The sequence below is a fragment of the Pseudomonas sp. GW821-FHT01E10 genome (assembly GCF_059422365.1).
In genome coordinates this window covers 76280-94012 of the sequence record NZ_JBWKWT010000010.1, presented here as the reverse complement: position 1 = coordinate 94012, position 17733 = coordinate 76280, and the positions used below count along the sequence as shown (strand labels likewise).

Below are 17733 nucleotides of genomic sequence, written 5' to 3'. Positions count from 1 at the left end.
ACCATTTTCGTTATATCGTAACGAATTGTGATGTGAGCAATGGCTGGGGTGGTATGCAAGTCGATCTCGATGGCGATGGGGCACAGATAGCAGGGCTGCCGCGCTTTCAGCAGGCGGTCGTTCAAGGACGTCGATTACGCCAATGGGCAATCGGTTTGGGGGCCTTGGCGGCCGCAGGGCTGGTGCTGGCGTTTTTTGTCGGGCTGTTTGCACCACAGTCGCTCTGGCCCGCGTTGCTGGTCAATCAGAGCGCCGGTTTGCTGGTGTTGGTCGCCGGTCTGCAGTCGGCCTGGTGGATAACGCAGTGGCGCGCACGAGCGATGAATCCATCAGTGTTGGTGCCGGTGGCTATCACCGAAGAAGTCGTTGTCGCCGAAGGTTGGTACGAGCGGTTGCTGGACGGCATCAGTCAGCGTTGGCTGCGGTTGCTTGGGCAGATCGGTGCACCGACGCTCTGGCTTGGCGGCTGGGCGTTGTTGAGTTTGTACAGCATCGAGCAGGTCTGGAACCTCGCTTTGCCACCCGCTGCGTTGGGATTATCGGCCAGTGTCGGCGCGGCGTTGTCGTTGCTGCTGGCGTTCGGTTTGCTGGTGCTGGAGCGGCAACTGGCGCAGGAAAATGTCGCCCAATGGCCTGAAGCCGGGTCGTTGGCGCAGCTGGCGCGGGTCGCGATTATTGGCCTGGTGCTCAGCGCCTTGTGTCTGTTGTTCGGTAGCGAAACAGCCGTCTGGCCGGTGCGTCTGGCGGTGCTGATCGGCTTGTTGCCGGGGCTGGTCGCCATCGAGTTGTTGCTGCGCGCCGTGTTGTCACTGTTCAGCCCCCGTCGTGAACAGCTTGAACCGACCTTGCTGGCGCGAAGCTTCGTCGCCGATATGTTGCGCTGGCCGCCACAGCCCCTGCTCGCATTGCAGCACGAGTTGCACAATCGCTTCGGTATCGACCTGCGACAAATCTGGGCCTTCACCTACATGCGCCGGGCGTTTTTGCCGGTGCTGGCGGTGGTGGCAATCGTCGGTTGGTCGCTCACCGGCATTCATGAAATACCGCTACAGGGGCGGGGCATCTACGAACGTTTCGGCAAACCGGTGGAAGTGTTTGGGCCCGGTTTGCACGCCGGTTTGCCGTGGCCGCTGGGTCGCGTGCTGAGCGTCGAGAACGGCGTAGTCCATGAGTTGGCCACCAGCGTGGGCGAAGCATCGGCCCCGGTCGCGGCCGAACCTGCCGAAGGCCCGGCACCGGCCATTGCCAATCGCTTGTGGGACGCCAGCCATGTGAATGACAAATCCCAGGTCATCGCCAGCAGCCGTGCCGACAAGCAGAGCTTTCAGATCGTCAACATGGACGTGCGCTTCGTCTATCGCATCGGCCTGAGCGATCAGGCGGCTCTGGCCGCGACGTACAACAGCGCCGACGTGCCGACGCTGATTCGCAGCACCGCCAGCCGGATTCTGGTTCATGACTTCGCCTCAAGAACCCTCGACGGTTTGCTCGGCGAAGACAGGGTAGGGCTCTCTGAAGAAATCGGCCGCGCCGTGCAGGCGGATCTGCAAAAACTCGACAGCGGCGTGGAAATTCTCGCCACGGTGGTCGAGGCCATTCATCCGCCAGCGGGGGCTGCCAATGCTTATCACGGCGTTCAAGCAGCGCAGATTGGCGCCCAGGCATTGATCTCCCGCGAGCGCGGTGCCGCAGCGGAGGCGACCAACCAGGCGCAATTGCAGGCCAGCATCGCTCGCGATCAAGCCACGGCCAGTGCGCATGAAATCAACTCGAGCGCTCGGGCCGCCGACCTGAAATTTGCCGCCGAGCGAAAGGCGTACTCCAGCGCCGGCCAGGCTTTTGTACTGGAGCAATACCTCAGCCAACTGACCCAGGGTCTGGCTAACGCCAAGCTGCTGGTTCTCGATCACCGTCTGGGTGGTAGCAGCAATGCGCCGACCATCGACCTACGTACATTCACGCTGCCGGCTGACCCTGCGCCGTCGCGTAATACCGCTCAGCCAGGAGCCGCCCATTGAGCCAGTCGACGCCTACTCACGATCATCACGACCACGATGACCACGCCGGCCACGATCACGGCCATGGCGGGCATCACCACGGTCATCATCACCATCACCACCATGGTGATCCGCACGAAGCTGGCCCTTTTCCGTGGCGGCGAATGGGCTGGGCGGCGCTGCTGGTGGCCTTTGCCGTTGCGGCGGCAAGCCTGGTGCAAGTGCGCTCGGGGGAGGCCACGGTGATTACGCGCTTTGGCAATCCATCGCGGGTGTTACTGGAGCCGGGTCTTGGCTGGCGTTGGCCGGCGCCGTTCGAGGCGGCGATTCCGGTTGATCTGCGGCTGCGTACCACCTCCAGCGGTTTGCAGGATGTGGGCACGCGCGACGGTCTGCGCATCATCGTGCAAGCCTACGTGGCCTGGCAGGTACAGGGCGATCCGGACAACGTGCAACGCTTTATGCGCGCCGTGCAGAATCAACCCGATGAAGCCGCGCGGCAGATTCGTACCTTTGTCGGCTCGGCGCTGGAAACCACTGCCAGCAGTTTCGACCTGGCCAACCTGGTGAACACCGACGCCAACCAGGTGCACATCGCCGATTTCGAAGCGCAGCTGCGCCAGCAGATCGATCAGCAGTTGCTCACCACCTATGGCGTGCGAGTGCTGCAAGTCGGTATCGAGCGCTTGACGCTGCCATCGGTGACGCTCACCGCGACGGTCGATCGTATGCGCGCCGAGCGTGAAACAATCGCCACTGAACGCACGGCTATCGGCAAACGTGAAGCGGCACAAATCCGTTCTGCGGCCGAGCGTGATGCGCGAATCGTACAAGCTGATGCCACTGTGAAAGCCGCAGACATCGAAGCCCAATCTCGCGTCGAAGCCGCGCAGATTTACGGCCGCGCCTACGCAGGCTCACCGCAGCTCTACAATTTGCTGCGTTCCCTCGACACCTTGGGCACCATCGTCGCACCGGGCACCAAACTGATTTTGCGCACCGATGCGGCGCCGTTCCGGGTGTTGGTTGACGGTCCACCGACGCTCGAAAACAAGTCCGGGTCGCAGCCATGAGTTTGGTTCCACGTGGAACAAATGAATTGAGCAGCCCCTGGATTCAGGCCGGGCGCTTGGCTTTTCTCGCGCTTTACGCTGTGACCGTGCTGGCTGCTTTGGCGTGGGCATTTTCCAATGTGCGGCAGATCGACCCGCAGAATCGTGCTGTGGTGCTGCACTTCGGCGCACTGGATCGCATTCAAAACTCCGGTTTGCTGTTGGCGTGGCCGCGACCGTTTGAGCAGGTGATCTTGTTACCGGCAGCGGACCGGGTGATCGAGCGTCGGGTGGAAAATCTGCTGCGCACCGATGCCGCGTTGCAGGCCGACCGGGTGGCGAGCTTCGCCACACCCCTCAGCGATGCGCTCGCCGGCTCCGGTTATCTGCTGACCGGTGACGCGGGCGTGGTGCAGCTGGATGTGCGGGTGTTCTACAAAGTCACTGAGCCCTATGCCTTCGTTCTTCAGGGTGAGCATGTGTTGCCGGCTCTGGATCGACTGGTGACGCGCAGTGCCGTGGCACTCACCGCGGCGCGAGACCTGGACACCATTCTGGTGGCTCGACCGGAACTGATCGGTGCCGACAATCAGGCTGCCGAACGTCGCGAACGTCTGCGCGGCGATCTGGTGCGAGGCATCAATCAACGCTTGGCCGAACTGACGGCGACCGGGCAGGGCTTGGGTATCGAAGTGGCGCGGGTCGATGTGCAATCGAGTCTGCCCGGCCCGGCAGTGAGCGCGTTCAACGCCGTGTTAACTGCCAGCCAGCAAGCTGACAAGGCCGTGGCCAATGCGCGCACGGAAGCCGAGAAGCTGACTCAGTCCGCCAATGAACAAGCCGACCGCACGCTGCAAGTGGCTCACGCCCAGGCCAGCGAACGCCTGGCCAAAGCCTCCACCGACACCGCCACAGTATTAAGCCTGGCCAAGGCGCAACAGCAGGGCACCGACCCGCAAATGCTGCTGCGTATTTACCGTGAGCGGATGCCGAAGATTCTCGGGCAGGCCGGTTCGGTGACGACGGTCGATCCGAAAGACGATTCCCGCCTGATCATTCAGGGAGCTGCGCAATGACTGCCCAAACCGCCGCCGCGCCGAGCATGTTGTCCTCGGCTGAACAACGTAGCGCCGCGCGCCAGTTGACCCTGGCCATGCTTGCACTGGGCTTGCTTGCGCTCGGCCTGATCTGGCGCTGGTTGTTGCCGGAGCAGACCGGGGTCAGCCAATTGCTGTTGGGTTTTGCTTCGTTGCTGGTGGCCGTGCCGGTCATGCGTTCGGCGTGGTACAGCCTGCGTTATCCGAGCCTGCACGGGATCACCGATCAGTTGATTGCCCTCGCCATGCTCGGCGCTTGGGCCACTGGCGATCTGCTGACTGCGGCACTGCTGCCGATCATCATGATCTTCGGCCATGTGCTGGAAGAGCGCAGCGTGATCGGCTCACAGGAAGCGATTCATGCCCTCGGCAAACTGACCCGCAGCCATGCGCGCAAGATTCAGGCTGACGGCGCTATCGTTGAAGTCGATAACGGCACACTCAAGGCCGGCGACCTGGTGGAGGTGCGTGCGGGTGATCGCGTGCCGGCCGATGGTCGGGTGTTGTCCGGTCAGGCGAGCCTCGACACTGCATCGATCACCGGTGAGTCGGTGCCCATAGAGGCCGTTGTGGGCATGCCGGTGTTCGGCGGAGCGATCAACCTTGATGGCTTGTTGCGCATTGAAGTGACCCGCACCGGTCACGAGTCGACACTGGGTAAAGTCATCGCGTTGATGCAAAACGCCGAACGCTCCAAGCCGCCGATCACCCGTTTGCTCGAACGCTACGCCGGTAGCTACATGGTGCTGGTGTTGCTGCTGGCGGCCGTAACCTGGTTCGTCACCAACGATGCCCAGGCGATGCTTGCGGTGTTGGTGGCGGCCTGTCCTTGCGCACTGGTGTTGTCGGCACCGGCCACGGCGATTGCCGGGGTGGCGGTCGCAGCTCGGCACGGGATTCTGATTCGCAGCTCGGCGTTCCTCGAAGAATTGGCTGACCTGACGTCGTTGGTGGTCGACAAGACCGGAACCCTGACGTTCGGCACCTTGCGCCTGCAATCGATCGACAGTCCGCTGAAAGATCGCAGTCACGTACTGAAACTCGCCGCCAGCCTTGGCTCTGCCAGCAGCCACCCGGTCAGCCGCGCGTTGGCCGGGTTGGTCACTCAGGAACATTTTCTGCTGCTCTCCGACATCCGCGAGCGTCAGGGGCTGGGTGTCGTGGCGATGACGGAGCAGGGCGAAGCGGCCCTCGGTCGTCCGGAGCTGTTCGCGCAATTGGGCATCGTCACCTCAGCTGTTCCCGGCCACGATGGCCCGATTGCCGGGCTGGCACTCAACGGTGAATTTCTCGCTTGGCTGTTGCTCGCCGACAGCGTCAAACCCGAGGCGCGGTTTGCCCTGAGCGAGTTGCGTGAACTGGGCTTGGGTCGTCAGTTGTTGTTGACCGGGGATCGACAAAGCGTGGCTCATACGCTGGCCCGGGATGTGGGCATCAGCGATGTCGAAGCCCAGGCCTTGCCCGAGGACAAACTCAATCGCGTGTTGAAAGAAATCGACAGCGGTTTCCGGCCGATGGTGGTGGGAGACGGCATCAACGATTCCCTGGCGCTGAAGGCCGGTGTGGTCGGCGTGGCCATGGGCGCGGGCGGCGCGGACATCGCGCTGGCCTCGGCCGATATCGTACTGATCGGCAGCGACCTGCGCCGGCTCGGAACCTGTGTGCGCCTGAGTCGCCAATGCCGGCAGACTTTACAGGTGAACGTAATCATCGGTCTGGGCTGGACCCTGGCGATTGTCGCCTTTGCCGCATTCGGCTGGCTGGGCGCGGCCGGGGCGATGATTGCCGCGCTGTTGCACAACTTGAGTACGTTATTGGTGCTCGGTAATGCTGGGCGTTTGCTGCGTTTTCAGGAGCCTTTGCTCAAGCTCAAAGATGAGGTTTGAGCGAGGCGAAAAGTTTTTTCATCGCCTCTGTAACGCCGTCAGGGCAGCGCTCTCTAGTGCTGTGTCGGGACTGAACAACCTTCCAGCCGACACCCCTGACGATTACTGAGGATATACAAATGAACTTCAAAACCGCCACCGCCGGTGCCGCTCTCGCCTTTGCCGCTGCAACAATGTTCGCAGGTGTTGCCACTCAGGCTCAGGCCGCCGACGCTGCACAGGTTCACTGCTACGGCGTGACATCGTGCAAAGGCATGAATGACTGCAAGACAGCCGAAAACGCCTGCAAAGGTCAGGCTGTCTGCAAAGGGCATGGCTTCAAGGCAATGACTCAGGCCGAATGCATGAAGGCCGATGGAAAAGTCGGCGAATAACTGACTGCCGAATGCCGTCGCGGTGGCTCTCTTGCCACTGCGGCACTTTGCGAGGAGTCCGCAAAATGTCTGCTTCCCTTTCTTGTCTGGGCTACGGCCTGGGTTTGCGCAGTGCCTACTACCAACAGATTCTTGAACAGTCGCCAGCCGTGGACTGGTTTGAAGTGGTCTCGGAAAATTTCATGGTCCAGGGCGGCAAGGCGCTGTACTACCTGGACGCCATTGCCGAACGGTATCCCGTGGTGATGCATGGCGTATCGCTGTCTATTGGCGGTCCTCATGCCCTCGATCCGCAGTATCTGCAACAGCTGAAACTTCTGGCGGAGCGAGTTGAACCGGCATGGATCTCCGATCACTTGTGCTGGAGCCGTGGCAACGCCCATCAACTCCATGATTTGTTGCCGCTGCCCTACACCGAAGAAAGTCTTTATTACGTGGCCGGCCGAGTGCGGCAGGTTCAGGACGTCTTGCAGCGTCCGCTGGTGCTGGAAAACGTCTCCAGTTACGTGCGCAGCGCTGGCGACGAATTCAGCGAATGGGAGTTTCTTGATGCGCTCAGCCGGTTGAGCGACTGCGAGCTGTTGCTGGACATCAACAACGTCTATGTCAGCTCCCGCAATCATGGCTTCGATCCGTGGACATTCATTCAAGGGCTGCCGGCCAAAAAGGTTCGACAGTTGCACCTGGCTGGCCACAGCGACCACGGCGATTACGTGATCGACACCCATGACCAGCCGGTGAGTGATCCGGTCTGGGCGCTCTATCAACAAACCCTGGAACACCTCGGGCCAGTCGCGACACTGCTGGAACGCGATGATCATTTCCCGCCTTTTGAAGAGCTACTTACCGAGTTGCAAAAGGCCCGGGCATTGGGTGATAGCGTGTTGACCCGGAGACTGAGATGCGCCTGAACGACTGGCAGCTGGCCTTTGAAACGTATCTGCTGGGTGAGCAGACAGCAGCCGATACCGCGCTAGGCGCGAGTCTTATGGGGGGGCCGACACTGGATGTGAGCACCGGGCTGGCGATCTATCACAACGCCTATCAGGCAAGGCTTCAGGAAGTTCTGCGCGGCGACTATCCGGTCATTTGGCATTGGCTGGGTGACGATGAATTCGAGCAGCTCGCGGCGGCTTACATTCGCCAGTGTCCGTCTGTTCATTACAGCCTGAGGTGGCTGGGTGAAGGGTTCGAGTCGTTTATTCGACAGCATTTAGTGCCAGAGCAAAGTGCAGCGCTGGGGGAGTTGGCGGCACTTGAGTGGGCATTCACGCTGGCGTTCGACGCGCCTGAAGGCGCGCCGCTGACGATACAGGACATGGCCGCCCTGAAGCCTGAAGACTGGCCGACGTTGCGGGTCAGCCCCAGCCCCTCTGTGCAATGGCTTGAGTGTGCTTTCAACAGTGTTGCGTTGTGGCGGGCAGTGAAGGATGAAACCGGGTTCCCCGGTAGTGCAGCGTTAGGGGCGCCCCAAGTATTGGTGATCTGGAGAGCGGGGCTGGTTTGTCATTACCGCAGCCTGGAACCTGCGGAGGCGGCAGCTCTAAACGGCTTGTTTCAGGGCGACTGGGATTTCGCTGAACTGTGCTCCGAATTAGCAGTCATCTGTGGTGAGGATGCACCCCTTCAGGCTGTTACATGGCTGAAACAGTGGGTTCAGGACGGTTGGTTGCAGCCTCGAATCATAGAGAGCAGCTATTAAATCGATAGCCGGCTATTTTTCAAGGATGGACTACCCTCAAATCAGACGTCTGAAAATCAGGGGGATTATCCATGCTCGCGCAACTTCCACTGGCCTTACAGAATCTGCAGTTGCCGCTTCGCTTGCGACTCTGGGACGGCCATGAGTTCAACCTGGGGCCGACGCCCAGCGTCACCATTGTGGTCAAGGACCCGCACATGGTTACCCAGTTCACCCATCCGAGCCTGGACGCGCTGGGGGCGGCGTTTGTCGAAGGCAAACTGGAGCTCGAAGGCTCCATCAGCGACGTGATTCGTGTCTGCGATGAATGGAGTCAGGCGCTGATCAGCGAAGACGACGATGCGCAACCGGTGCGCCTGGTTCACGACAAGGAAACCGACGCCAAAGCCATCTCCTACCACTACGACCTTTCCAACGAGTTCTATCAGCTGTGGCTCGACAGCGACATGGCGTATTCCTGCGCCTACTTCGAGACCGGCAGTGAAACCCTTGAGCAGGCTCAACAAGCCAAGTTTCGCCACCTGTGCCGCAAGTTGCGCTTGCAGCCAGGGGAGTATCTGCTGGATGTCGGTTGCGGCTGGGGCGGGTTGGCGCGGTATGCCGCGCGGGAGTTCGGCGCGAAGGTGTTCGGGATCACGCTCAGTCAAGCGCAGTTGGATTTGGCTCGTGAGCGGGTGAAAGCCGAGGGCCTGGAAGACCAGATCGAACTGCAACTGCTCGACTACCGCGATCTGCCTCAGGACGGGCGTTTCGACAAGGTGGTCAGCGTCGGCATGTTCGAACACGTCGGCCATGCCAATCTGGCCGAATACTGCAAGACCTTGTTCGGCGCGGTGAAAGAGGGCGGTCTGGTGATGAACCACGGGATTACCGCCAAACACACCGACGGTCGTCCGGTCGGGCGCGGTGCTGGTGAGTTCATCGAGAAGTATGTGTTCCCCAACGGCGAACTGCCGCACCTGGCGATGATCTCGGCCGAGATCAGCGAAGCGGGGCTGGAGATTGTCGATGTCGAGAGCCTGCGCCTGCATTACGCGCGGACCCTGGACCACTGGAGCGAACGCCTGGAAGACAATCTGGAAGCCGCCGCCAAACTGGTACCGGAGCAGGCACTACGGATCTGGCGGTTGTATCTGGCGGGATGCGCCTATGCCTTCGCCAGAGGCTGGATCAACCTGCATCAAATCCTCGCGGTGAAAGCCCATCCCGATGGCAGCCATGAACTGCCGTGGACCCGCGACGACATCTACAACTAGAGAATCGGCGAAATAAGCCGGGCGATCCGCATGCCGACCTGTTGCAGGCGGTGGGTTTCCCGGCTTTCTTCTTTGGCGATTTCGTGAGCCTGGGCGAAATCGTGGTTGAGCATCTGCTCCACTTCGGCGGCAAACCCGCTGTCGACCGTCAGCAGCATCACTTCGAAATTCAGCCGGAACGAACGGTTGTCCATGTTGGCGCTGCCGATGGCGCTGATTTCGTCGTCGATCAGCACCACTTTCTGATGCAGGAAGCCGGGTTGATAACGGAACACGCGCACCCCGGCACGTACGGCTTCGAAGGCATAAAGGCTGGAAGCGGCGTAGACGATCCGGTGATCCGGCCGCGATGGCAACAGGATCCGTACATCCACACCGCGCAGCACCGCCAGTCGCAACGCGGCGAACACCGCTTCGTCGGGGATGAAGTAAGGGCTGGTGATCCACACGCGTTCCGTCGCCGCATGGATGGCTTCGACGAAGAATAGCGAACAGGTTTCGTAGGAGTCCGCCGGGCCGCTGGCCAGTAATTGGCAGAGCACGCCGTCATCTGGATAAACGTCTGGCAGGATCAGCGGGGGCAGCGAGCGGGCTGCCCAGAACCAGTCTTCGGCGAAGGACTCCTGCATGCAGGCCACCACCGGCCCGCGAACTTGCACGTGGGTATCGCGCCAGGGCGCCAGGGGTGGTTTCTCGCCCATGTACTCGTCGCCGACATTGAGCCCGCCGACAAAGCCGACAAGCCCGTCGACCACTACGATCTTGCGGTGGTTGCGGAAATTCACCTGGAAGCGGTTGAGCCAGCCGCTGCGGGTGGCGAAGGCTTTGACCTCGATACCGGCATCTCGCAATGGTTGCACATACTCGTGGGGCAGGGAGTGGCTGCCGATGCGGTCGTAGAGCAAGTAAATCGCCACGCCCTCGGCAGCTTTCTTCGTCAGCAGGGTGTGCAGGCGTTGGCCGAGGCGGTCATCGTGGATAATGAAAAACTGGATCAGCACCGCTTCACGGGCGTTGCTGATGGCGTCGAAAATTGCATCGAACGTGGCTTGGCCGTCGATCAGCAAGTGCACATCGTTGTTTGCCAGGCATGGCATGCGCCCCAGCTTCGGCATGGCCCGCAAAGACGCGTAAGCGCTGGAGGCACGCGCAGCCAGTGCCTCTTCTACCCAGGGGCGCCAGTTCAGTTCGGAGATGGCCTTGCGCATTTCCTCGTTGGCTTGCCGTCGGGCCTTGATGTAACCATCGAAGGTGCTGCGGCCAAAGACCAGATACGGGATAAGCGTGAGGTAGGGAATGAACAGCAGTGACAGGGCCCAGGCGATCGAGCCCTGAGCGGTCCGAACGGTCAACACGGCATGGATGGCGGCGATCGAGCCCAGTGTGTGCAACAGTGCGATCAGATAACCGAATACATGCGGTCCGAAATAATCCATGGGGCAGCCTTGCTCCTTGAAGATTCAATGCTTAACAGACCATGTTCCGGGCAGAATGTCGCTATTTAATTGGCCCATGAACCGAAGCCCGTGGCTGACGTCTAACGGCCACTAATGATCAGGAGTTACTCGATGAACGTTCGTCTGCTGGGTTTGGCCATGGCGTTTGGTTTGGCACTTCCTGTGGCCGCTCAGGCACAGATGCTGCAACCGGGCTTGTGGGAGTTGACCTCAAGCAACATGAAGGTCGATGACCAGAACATGCCCGATCTGCAATTGATCCTCGGCCAACTACAAAACCAGATGACCCCCCAACAGCGGGCGATGCTGGAGAAACAAGGTATCACCATGGGCGGCAAAGGGATTCGGGCGTGCCTGACACCTGAGCAGGTGAAGAGCGACAACATTCCGCTGACGGACCCGCAATCGGGCTGCAAGCAGGAAATCACCGAGCGTACCGGTAACCAGTGGAAATTCCGTTTCAGCTGTCCGAAAGCGCAGGGCAGCGGAGTGGCCACTTTTATGAGTGACCGTGAGTTCACCACCAAGGTCAACGGCACCTTCAACGCCACCGGCATTCAGCAGAAGGGTAGCCTCGATACCCGCGCTGTGTGGTTGGGTCAGGATTGCGGCACAGTGAAGCCAAGGGCCTAAAAGCTTTGCGGGTAGGCTCGTTCCCACCAGGTCATATGTGATCCCTGTGGGAGCGGGCTCGCCCGCGAAGGTGTCCGCTCAGGCACCAGTCTTGGGCGGGTTCAACAAATCACACACCGCCTCAATCCCTTTCTCTCCGAAATCCTCCCCGCTGCCACTGCGCATGCTGACAAACCCACCGTCCTTTTCCTTCTCTCCGACCACCAACAGGTATGGCACCTTCTGGCTGTGCTGGCGAATCTTGCGGCTGATTTTCTCGTGACGCAGATCCGAGTTGGCGCGCAGTCCGCGCCGGCGCAGCGCTTCGGTCACCGAGTGCGCATAATCGCTCTGACGCTCATCGATATTCACAACCACGACCTGGGGTGGCGCTCGCCAGGTGTCCAGTTCCTGTTGGCTGGACCAACACGTGCCATAGATTCGTTGCTGCAACGTGCCGCTGATGTGGTCCAGTGCAAAGGCCTGCAACACCTTGGTGGTGGGAACATGCGGGCCTGCCGCGAAACCCTCGAAGTCCCCCAGACGATACAGCGATAGCCTTTCGGTTGGCGTTTGCTCCTGCCGGCGGATCGAATGGTTGGTCGCCGCCAATTCGCGCATACGCGCTTCGATCACTGGCAGAGCGGCCAGGGTTAAGGATCGCTGGAAAGCAAACTCATAAAAGAAGCCGTCACCCAGCGCCGATCCGGCCCGCAACTGCGTATTCGGATGTAGCTGTTTTACGGCCATGGCCAGCATCAGCGCACAGGAACGCCGGAGGATCTCCAGACCGTCGGGTTCCTGGGACGTGACGATGCTGACCCGCGCATCGCACTTGATCAGAAATCCGCAGTCCACCAGCACGCCGTCCACCCGACCCGCGAGCGCTGCATTAGCCAGGCCGAGGCTGATACTCGCGGCAACCTCAAACACGGACAGCGGTTGGTCATACTCACGCAATGAACCATCAGGCAGGGTGATGTGGATCATGATCGGTGTTCTCGAATATTTTCGATAACGTGCGTCAGCGCATAAACCGTAGCGGTAAGCCCTGACAGTTATCATTAAGACGTTTGTCGTGCCACGCAATTTGTCCCGACACGACCGTGGTGCTGACGCTGTGGCGAAAGCGATGCCGGGCGAAGGGCGTCCAGCCACATTGCGAAAGGATGGGTTGCCGGGAAACGGCCACGCCATCGGGCTCGGGTTTGATCAACACCAGGTCGGCCCAATACCCTTCGCGCAGGTAGCCGCGGTCGGGGATGGCAAACAGATCGGCGACCCGGTGACTGGTTTTGGCCACAAGGGTGGTGATCGGCACGATCCCATCAGCCACCAGCTCCAGCAGCGCGGGCAGGGCGTGTTGCACCAACGGCAAACCGGACGGCGCCTGGTTGTAGGGGCGCTGTTTTTCGGCCCAGGTGTGAGGCGCATGATCGCTGCCGATCACGTCCAGTCGATTACCCGACAGTGCGTTGCGCAAGGCGTCGCGGTCGGCCTGGGTCTTGATTGCCGGGTTGCATTTGATCAGGTTGCCGAGGCTCGGGTAGTCGCGGTCGTCGAACAACAAGTGGTGCAGACAAACCTCGGCAGTGATGCGTTTCTGTGCCAGCGGCTTGTCTTCGAACAGTGCCAGTTCACGGGCGGTGGTCAGGTGCAAAACGTGCAGCCGGGTGCCGTGACGTCTGGCTAGATCGACGGCCATTGAGGAGGATCGAAAGCACGCTTCGGCATTGCGGATAAGCGCGTGAGCGGCGGGCGGAAGGTGCTCGTCGAACAGCTCTCGCAGGTTCGCCGCGTTGGCTTCAATGCTGGGCGTGTGTTCGCAGTGGGCCAATAAAAGGGTCGGCACTTCGGCGAATAACCGCTCAAGAATTCGCGGATCGTCCACCAGCATATTGCCCGTGGAGGCGCCCATGAACACTTTGACCCCGGCCACTTCGCAAGGATTGAGTGCGGCGACGGTATCGAGATTGTCGTTGCTCACGCCGAAATGAAAACCGTAATTGGCCACTGAGTGAGTTGCCGCTCGACGTTTCTTGTCTGCCAGCGCGGCGAGGGTCAGGGTGGCCGGCGAGGTGTTGGGCATGTCCATGAAGCTGGTGATGCCGCCGGCCACCGCAGCTCGAGATTCAGTATGGAAGCTGCCCTTGTCCGGTGCTCCTGGATCACGGAAATGCACCTGGTCATCGATCATGCCTGGCAGCAGCCATTGGCCGTTTGCGTCGATTTCCACGGCGGCTTTTTCGCCTTCGATGCTGCTGGCGATCTTGACGATGCGACCGTGGCTTACCAGCAGATCACCGTCGAATTCCCGACCTTCGTTCACCAGCCGGGCGTTGCGAATCAGCACGCTGCTCATGGTCAGAACTCGTTCTGCAGGGCTTTGTAGCCGCGCACCAAATCGACGTTGGTGCGCGCTACGTCTTCGGAAAACTCCGAGGCGCTGACGCTGACGGGTGGGAACTGCGACAGGTCGGTGTTGGGGCCGATGCGTGTGGTGGAGGGCACGTAGAAGGCGTCAGGCAAGTCACGACCATCGACTACCGAGTTGTGCCGCACTACGCAGCCGTCGCCCACCGCGCAGTTGAACAGCACGCTGTTGAAACCGATGAACACGCGATTGCCGACGCTGCAGGGGCCATGGACGATGGAGCGGTGGGCGATGGAGCTGAACTCGCCGATGGTCACCGCCGCGCCGGACTTGGAGTGGATCACCACGCCATCCTGGATGTTCGAATTGGCGCCGATGGTGATTGCTTCCATCTCGCCCGAGTCGTCCACTTCATCGGCGCGAATCACCGCGTAGGGGCCGACGAAGACGTTCTCGCCGATCACCACTTTGCCGCAGATGATTGCGGTTTTATCCACGTACGCCGACTCCGCAATCAACGGCAGATCACCTGAAGGATTCTTGCGGATCATGGCTTGCTCAATGCCTCGTACAAGGTGTTGAGGTTGTATTCGAACAGCCCGGTGAAGGTGCTGGCCGGGCCAGTTGCAGCGAGGGCATCGGAGTACAACGTGCCACCGATATGCGCGCCGCTTTCATCAGCGATTTGCTTGAGCAGGCGCGTGTCCTTGATGTTTTCCATGAACACCGCTTTGACCTTGGCCTGACGGATCTGTGTGATCAGCGCAGCGACTTCGGCGGCCGAAGGTTCGCGTTCTGTGGACAGACCTTGCGGCGCCATGAAGTTGATGCCGTAAGCCTGACCGAGATAGCCGAAGGCATCATGGGAGGTGACGATTTTGCGATTACCCGGCGGCAGCGAACCGAGCTTGGCTTTAGCCTCGGCGAGCAAGGCGTAGATCTTTTTCAGATAGGCCTGGCTGTTGTGTTCGTAGTCAGCTTTGTTTGCAGGGTCGGCGGCGATCAGCGCTTTGGTGATGTTGCTGATGTACAACTCGGTGTTCGCCAGGTTGTGCCAGGCGTGCGGGTCGGGAATGGTTTCGCCGTCTTCATCCAGCGAGCGCGGAATGACACCGTGGCTGGCGTTGATGACCGGGGCTTTGGTTTCGGTGCTGGTCACCAGGCGGTCCAGCCATGGCTCGAAACCCAGCCCGTTCTTGATGATCAGTTTGGTGTTGAGCAGTGCCTTTGCATCATCCGGCGTCGGTTCGTAGGTGTGGGCATCGGCGTCCGGACCGACCATGTTGGTGATCTGAATATGGTCGCCGCCAACCTGATGGGTCATGTCGGCGAGGATGCTGAAGCTGGTGACCACCTGGAGTTTTTCCGCGGCAGACAGCGACATCGACAGCATCAGACTGAACAGCACGAGTAAAGCGCGCATCGGGTTACACCTCATTGGGATGTGAGCAAAGGCGGGCGGCGCAGCAAACCGTGTACCGGACCGAACACCACGGACAGCAGATACACACCGCCAGCCACCAGCACGATTGCCGGGCCGCTGGGCAGCGAGTAGTAGAACGACAGCAACAATCCGAGCCAGACCGAGAAGCTGCCGAGCAATGCGGCGATGATGATCAGCACCGGCAAGCGACGACTCCAGAAGCGAGAAGCGGCGGCCGGCAGCATCATCAAGCCGACCACCATCAGCGCGCCGATAGCCTGGAAACCGATCACCAGATTCAGCACCACCAGCGTCAGAAATACTCCGTGAGCCAGCGGCCCGAGGCGGCTGACGGTTTGCAGAAAGAGCGGGTCGAGGGTGTCCAGCAACAGTGGTTTGTAGATGAGCGCCATGGCGATCAGGCTGAAGCCCGAGACCCAGAGCATGCCGGTCAAGGTCGGGCCATCGACCGCCAGCGCCGAGCCGAACAACAGGTGCAACAGGTCCAGACGCTTGCCGGCGATGCCAAGGATCAGCACACCGCTGGCCAGCGATATCGGGTAGATCGCGGCCAGGCTCGCGTCTTCCCGCAAACCGGTGCGACGGGTAATCCAGGCGGCTAATCCGGCCATGCTCAGGCCGGCACCGAGGCCGCCGATGGTCAGCGCGGGCAGGCTCAATCCGGCGAACCAGAAGCCCAATGCGGCACCGGGCAAGATACCGTGAGCCACCGCGTCGCCGATCAGGCTCATGCGTCGCAGGATCAGAAAGACCCCAAGCGGTGCCGTGCTGCACGCCAGGACAAGGCCACCGAGCAGCGCTCGGCGCATGAACACGAATTCGTGGAACGGTTGCCAAAGGTAAGCAGCAGCGATCATCAAGCCACCTGCGTCTGAGGTTGTTGGCGAATCAGCTCGGTACTGGGACCGAGGACGCAACCGCTACTTTTGATCAGTAGTGCTTGTGGTATGTGTTGGCGCACGGCGGCCAGGTCGTGACACACCACGACCAGGGTTCGGCCGTCGGCATGCCAGGCGTGGATGTGTTTCCAGAGCAGCGCCTGGCCGAGTTCGTCGAGTGCGGCGTGGGGTTCGTCGAGCAGCAGCAAGGGCGCTTCGGCGAGGCTCAATCGGGCGAGTAGGGCACGCTGTAATTCACCTCCGGAGAGGGCCATCAACGGGCGGTGCTCCAGACCGGTCAGGCACCAGTCTTCCAGTGCAGACTTGAGGCGCTGGCTGCGTATCTCTGGCGCTTGTTTGTTGCCCCAGAAACCGGCAGCCACTAACGCTTGCAGACTGATGGGGAATTGTCGGTCCAGGTGTTGTTGCTGAGGCAGGAACGAAAGGCCGCCCTTGCGTGGAACATCAATGACGATGTTGCCGGCCAGTGGCTTTTGCAGGCCGGCGATGACTTTCAGCAGGCTGCTTTTTCCCGATCCGTTGGCGCCGATGACGGCGGTCAGACTCCCCTTGGGTAATCCGAAATCAACCGCTGGAGTGAGCGGCTGACCGGGTGCGCCCCAGCGCAAGGCTTGGCATCGGATCATACGGCCTCCCAGTTCCAGCGACTTTCGGCGACGGCATCGTGGGCGTGAAGGCTTTCGGCGTGGACGACTCGCACGTGAAAGGCGTTGATGCCCGGGGAGCGTTTCAATGCCAGGTTCAAGCGTCGCGCGGCGTCTTCGCAGAACATCAGGTTCTGACCGTTGGCGAGGGCGAAAGCTTGTTCGTCGGCGCGTTTCACGGCGGTTTGCACAGCGGTGCCGAGGGCCGCTTCCGCGTCGTTGATCGCAGCGATCAGCGGCAGGTCATCCAGATAGTCGTGCAGACGCAGCTGCAATTGCGCATTACTGCGTTGGCTATGCGGCGTCGCGATAATGCCTTTCGTGGAACCGAGCCAAGCCAGAACGTCTGCGTGTTGCAATGGTTGATTGGCAAAGTCATCAACGAATTGCTGCTGAATCAACTGCCTCGAAAGGGCTGCTGAGCACGGACAAGTTGAGGAATAAGGCACGTCGATTTTTAGTTCCACGTGGAACATCGCGTTTTTCAGACTCGCCTCGATGCTCACCGGATAGGTTTTCCAGCCGGCCAACGGACTGACGAGCGCGGGTCTTTTGAGCAGAAGTTCGGTGTGAATTTTTAGGTAAGCGTTGTGGGAAAGTCCTTCATGAGTCTCGAGAAAACTCAGCAAGACTCGCCGCAACAACGCGGGTGAAAGGTTTTCCTGCTCAAGCATTTCCAGCGCCAGGTACAGCCGCGACATATGGATGCCACGCGCCTCTCCATCGTCGAGGCTAACGCCAGCGTCGGCTTTTGCACTCAGTCGCTGGCCATCGAATAAAACAGGAAGAGCAATGCCGCACATGCCCACCCAATCGAGTGGCAGGGCTTGGCGTGAGGCCTGCGCGGCGATATCCGGCAGAGTCAGCGCATTCATGAGCAGGTCCATCGTGGGAGTTGATTTGGCATGTTATATTATAACAATCAAATCGACGATGCCT

At 60.5% G+C, this 17733-nt stretch carries 17 protein-coding genes; 9 read left to right on the top strand and 8 right to left on the bottom strand.

Features of this window, described 5'->3' with window-relative positions:
• Positions 1-53 precede the first annotated feature (53 nt).
• The 8 genes from hflK (AC07V0_RS18530) to cfaB all read left to right on the top strand — a co-directional run bounded on the left by hflK (AC07V0_RS18530) (position 54) and on the right by cfaB (position 9364).
• The gene (hflK, locus tag AC07V0_RS18530) at positions 54-2018 is read left to right on the top strand and encodes a protease modulator HflK (protein WP_086945266.1); all 1965 of its coding nucleotides are present in this window, start codon (positions 54-56) and stop codon (positions 2016-2018) included.
• Positions 2015-3070, top strand: coding sequence for a protease modulator HflC (gene hflC / locus AC07V0_RS18525; protein ID WP_086945235.1), 1056 nt, complete (start codon positions 2015-2017; stop codon positions 3068-3070). The genes hflK (AC07V0_RS18530) and hflC overlap by 4 nt, the downstream gene beginning before the upstream one ends.
• Positions 3067-4125: a protease modulator HflK gene (gene hflK / locus AC07V0_RS18520; protein WP_026286517.1), complete on the top strand. Its 1059-nt coding sequence runs from the start codon at positions 3067-3069 to the stop codon at positions 4123-4125. The genes hflC and hflK (AC07V0_RS18520) overlap by 4 nt, the downstream gene beginning before the upstream one ends.
• Positions 4122-6032, top strand: coding sequence for a heavy metal translocating P-type ATPase (locus AC07V0_RS18515; RefSeq protein WP_064621174.1), 1911 nt, complete (start codon positions 4122-4124; stop codon positions 6030-6032). Before hflK (AC07V0_RS18520) ends, AC07V0_RS18515 begins: the two co-directional genes overlap by 4 nt.
• Positions 6033-6151: 119 nt before the next feature.
• On the top strand, positions 6152-6406 hold the full coding sequence (bufA2, locus tag AC07V0_RS18510; protein ID WP_018927345.1) for a BufA2 family periplasmic bufferin-type metallophore: 255 nt from the start codon (positions 6152-6154) through the stop codon (positions 6404-6406).
• 65 nt (positions 6407-6471) lie between these two features.
• Complete coding sequence (gene bufB / locus AC07V0_RS18505; RefSeq protein WP_064621173.1) at positions 6472-7317, top strand: MNIO family bufferin maturase; 846 nt, start codon at positions 6472-6474, stop codon at positions 7315-7317.
• Entirely contained in the window at positions 7308-8108 is an 801-nt protein-coding gene (locus AC07V0_RS18500; protein ID WP_086945234.1) for an HvfC/BufC N-terminal domain-containing protein, read from the top strand. Before bufB ends, AC07V0_RS18500 begins: the two co-directional genes overlap by 10 nt.
• A 71-nt stretch (positions 8109-8179) precedes the next feature.
• Complete coding sequence (gene cfaB, locus AC07V0_RS18495) at positions 8180-9364, top strand: C17 cyclopropane fatty acid synthase CfaB (protein WP_018927348.1); 1185 nt, start codon at positions 8180-8182, stop codon at positions 9362-9364.
• Here the strand turns inward: cfaB and cls are convergent.
• Complete coding sequence (gene cls, locus AC07V0_RS18490) at positions 9361-10800, bottom strand: cardiolipin synthase (RefSeq protein WP_018927349.1); 1440 nt, start codon at positions 10798-10800, stop codon at positions 9361-9363. The genes cfaB and cls overlap by 4 nt on opposite strands.
• Positions 10801-10932: 132 nt before the next feature.
• On the opposite strand from cls, the gene AC07V0_RS18485 reads away from it, so the two are divergent.
• Positions 10933-11454: a DUF3617 domain-containing protein gene (locus AC07V0_RS18485; RefSeq protein WP_019580360.1), complete on the top strand. Its 522-nt coding sequence runs from the start codon at positions 10933-10935 to the stop codon at positions 11452-11454.
• A gap of 78 nt (positions 11455-11532) precedes the next feature.
• On the opposite strand, the gene AC07V0_RS18480 is transcribed toward AC07V0_RS18485, so the two are convergent.
• The 7 genes from AC07V0_RS18480 to folE2 are packed head-to-tail and all read right to left on the bottom strand — an operon-like array spanning position 11533 to position 17669.
• Positions 11533-12423 carry a His/Gly/Thr/Pro-type tRNA ligase C-terminal domain-containing protein gene (locus AC07V0_RS18480; protein WP_064621171.1) on the bottom strand — a complete coding sequence of 297 codons (891 nt, stop codon included), beginning with the start codon at positions 12421-12423 and terminating at the stop codon, positions 11533-11535.
• 34 nt (positions 12424-12457) lie between these two features.
• The gene (locus AC07V0_RS18475; protein WP_086945233.1) at positions 12458-13795 is read right to left on the bottom strand and encodes a dihydroorotase; all 1338 of its coding nucleotides are present in this window, start codon (positions 13793-13795) and stop codon (positions 12458-12460) included.
• 2 nt (positions 13796-13797) lie between these two features.
• Positions 13798-14358, bottom strand: coding sequence for a gamma carbonic anhydrase family protein (locus tag AC07V0_RS18470; RefSeq protein WP_019580363.1), 561 nt, complete (start codon positions 14356-14358; stop codon positions 13798-13800).
• Positions 14355-15230: a metal ABC transporter substrate-binding protein gene (locus AC07V0_RS18465; protein ID WP_018927354.1), complete on the bottom strand. Its 876-nt coding sequence runs from the start codon at positions 15228-15230 to the stop codon at positions 14355-14357. The genes AC07V0_RS18470 and AC07V0_RS18465 overlap by 4 nt, the downstream gene beginning before the upstream one ends.
• 11 nt (positions 15231-15241) lie before the next feature.
• The gene (locus tag AC07V0_RS18460; RefSeq protein ID WP_086945232.1) at positions 15242-16108 is read right to left on the bottom strand and encodes a metal ABC transporter permease; all 867 of its coding nucleotides are present in this window, start codon (positions 16106-16108) and stop codon (positions 15242-15244) included.
• The gene (locus tag AC07V0_RS18455; RefSeq protein WP_086945231.1) at positions 16108-16776 is read right to left on the bottom strand and encodes a metal ABC transporter ATP-binding protein; all 669 of its coding nucleotides are present in this window, start codon (positions 16774-16776) and stop codon (positions 16108-16110) included. The genes AC07V0_RS18460 and AC07V0_RS18455 overlap by 1 nt, the downstream gene beginning before the upstream one ends.
• A complete protein-coding gene (gene folE2, locus AC07V0_RS18450; protein ID WP_086945230.1) occupies positions 16773-17669 on the bottom strand; it encodes a GTP cyclohydrolase FolE2 in 897 nt (298 codons plus the stop codon). Before folE2 ends, AC07V0_RS18455 begins: the two co-directional genes overlap by 4 nt.
• Positions 17670-17733: the final 64 nt, after the last annotated feature.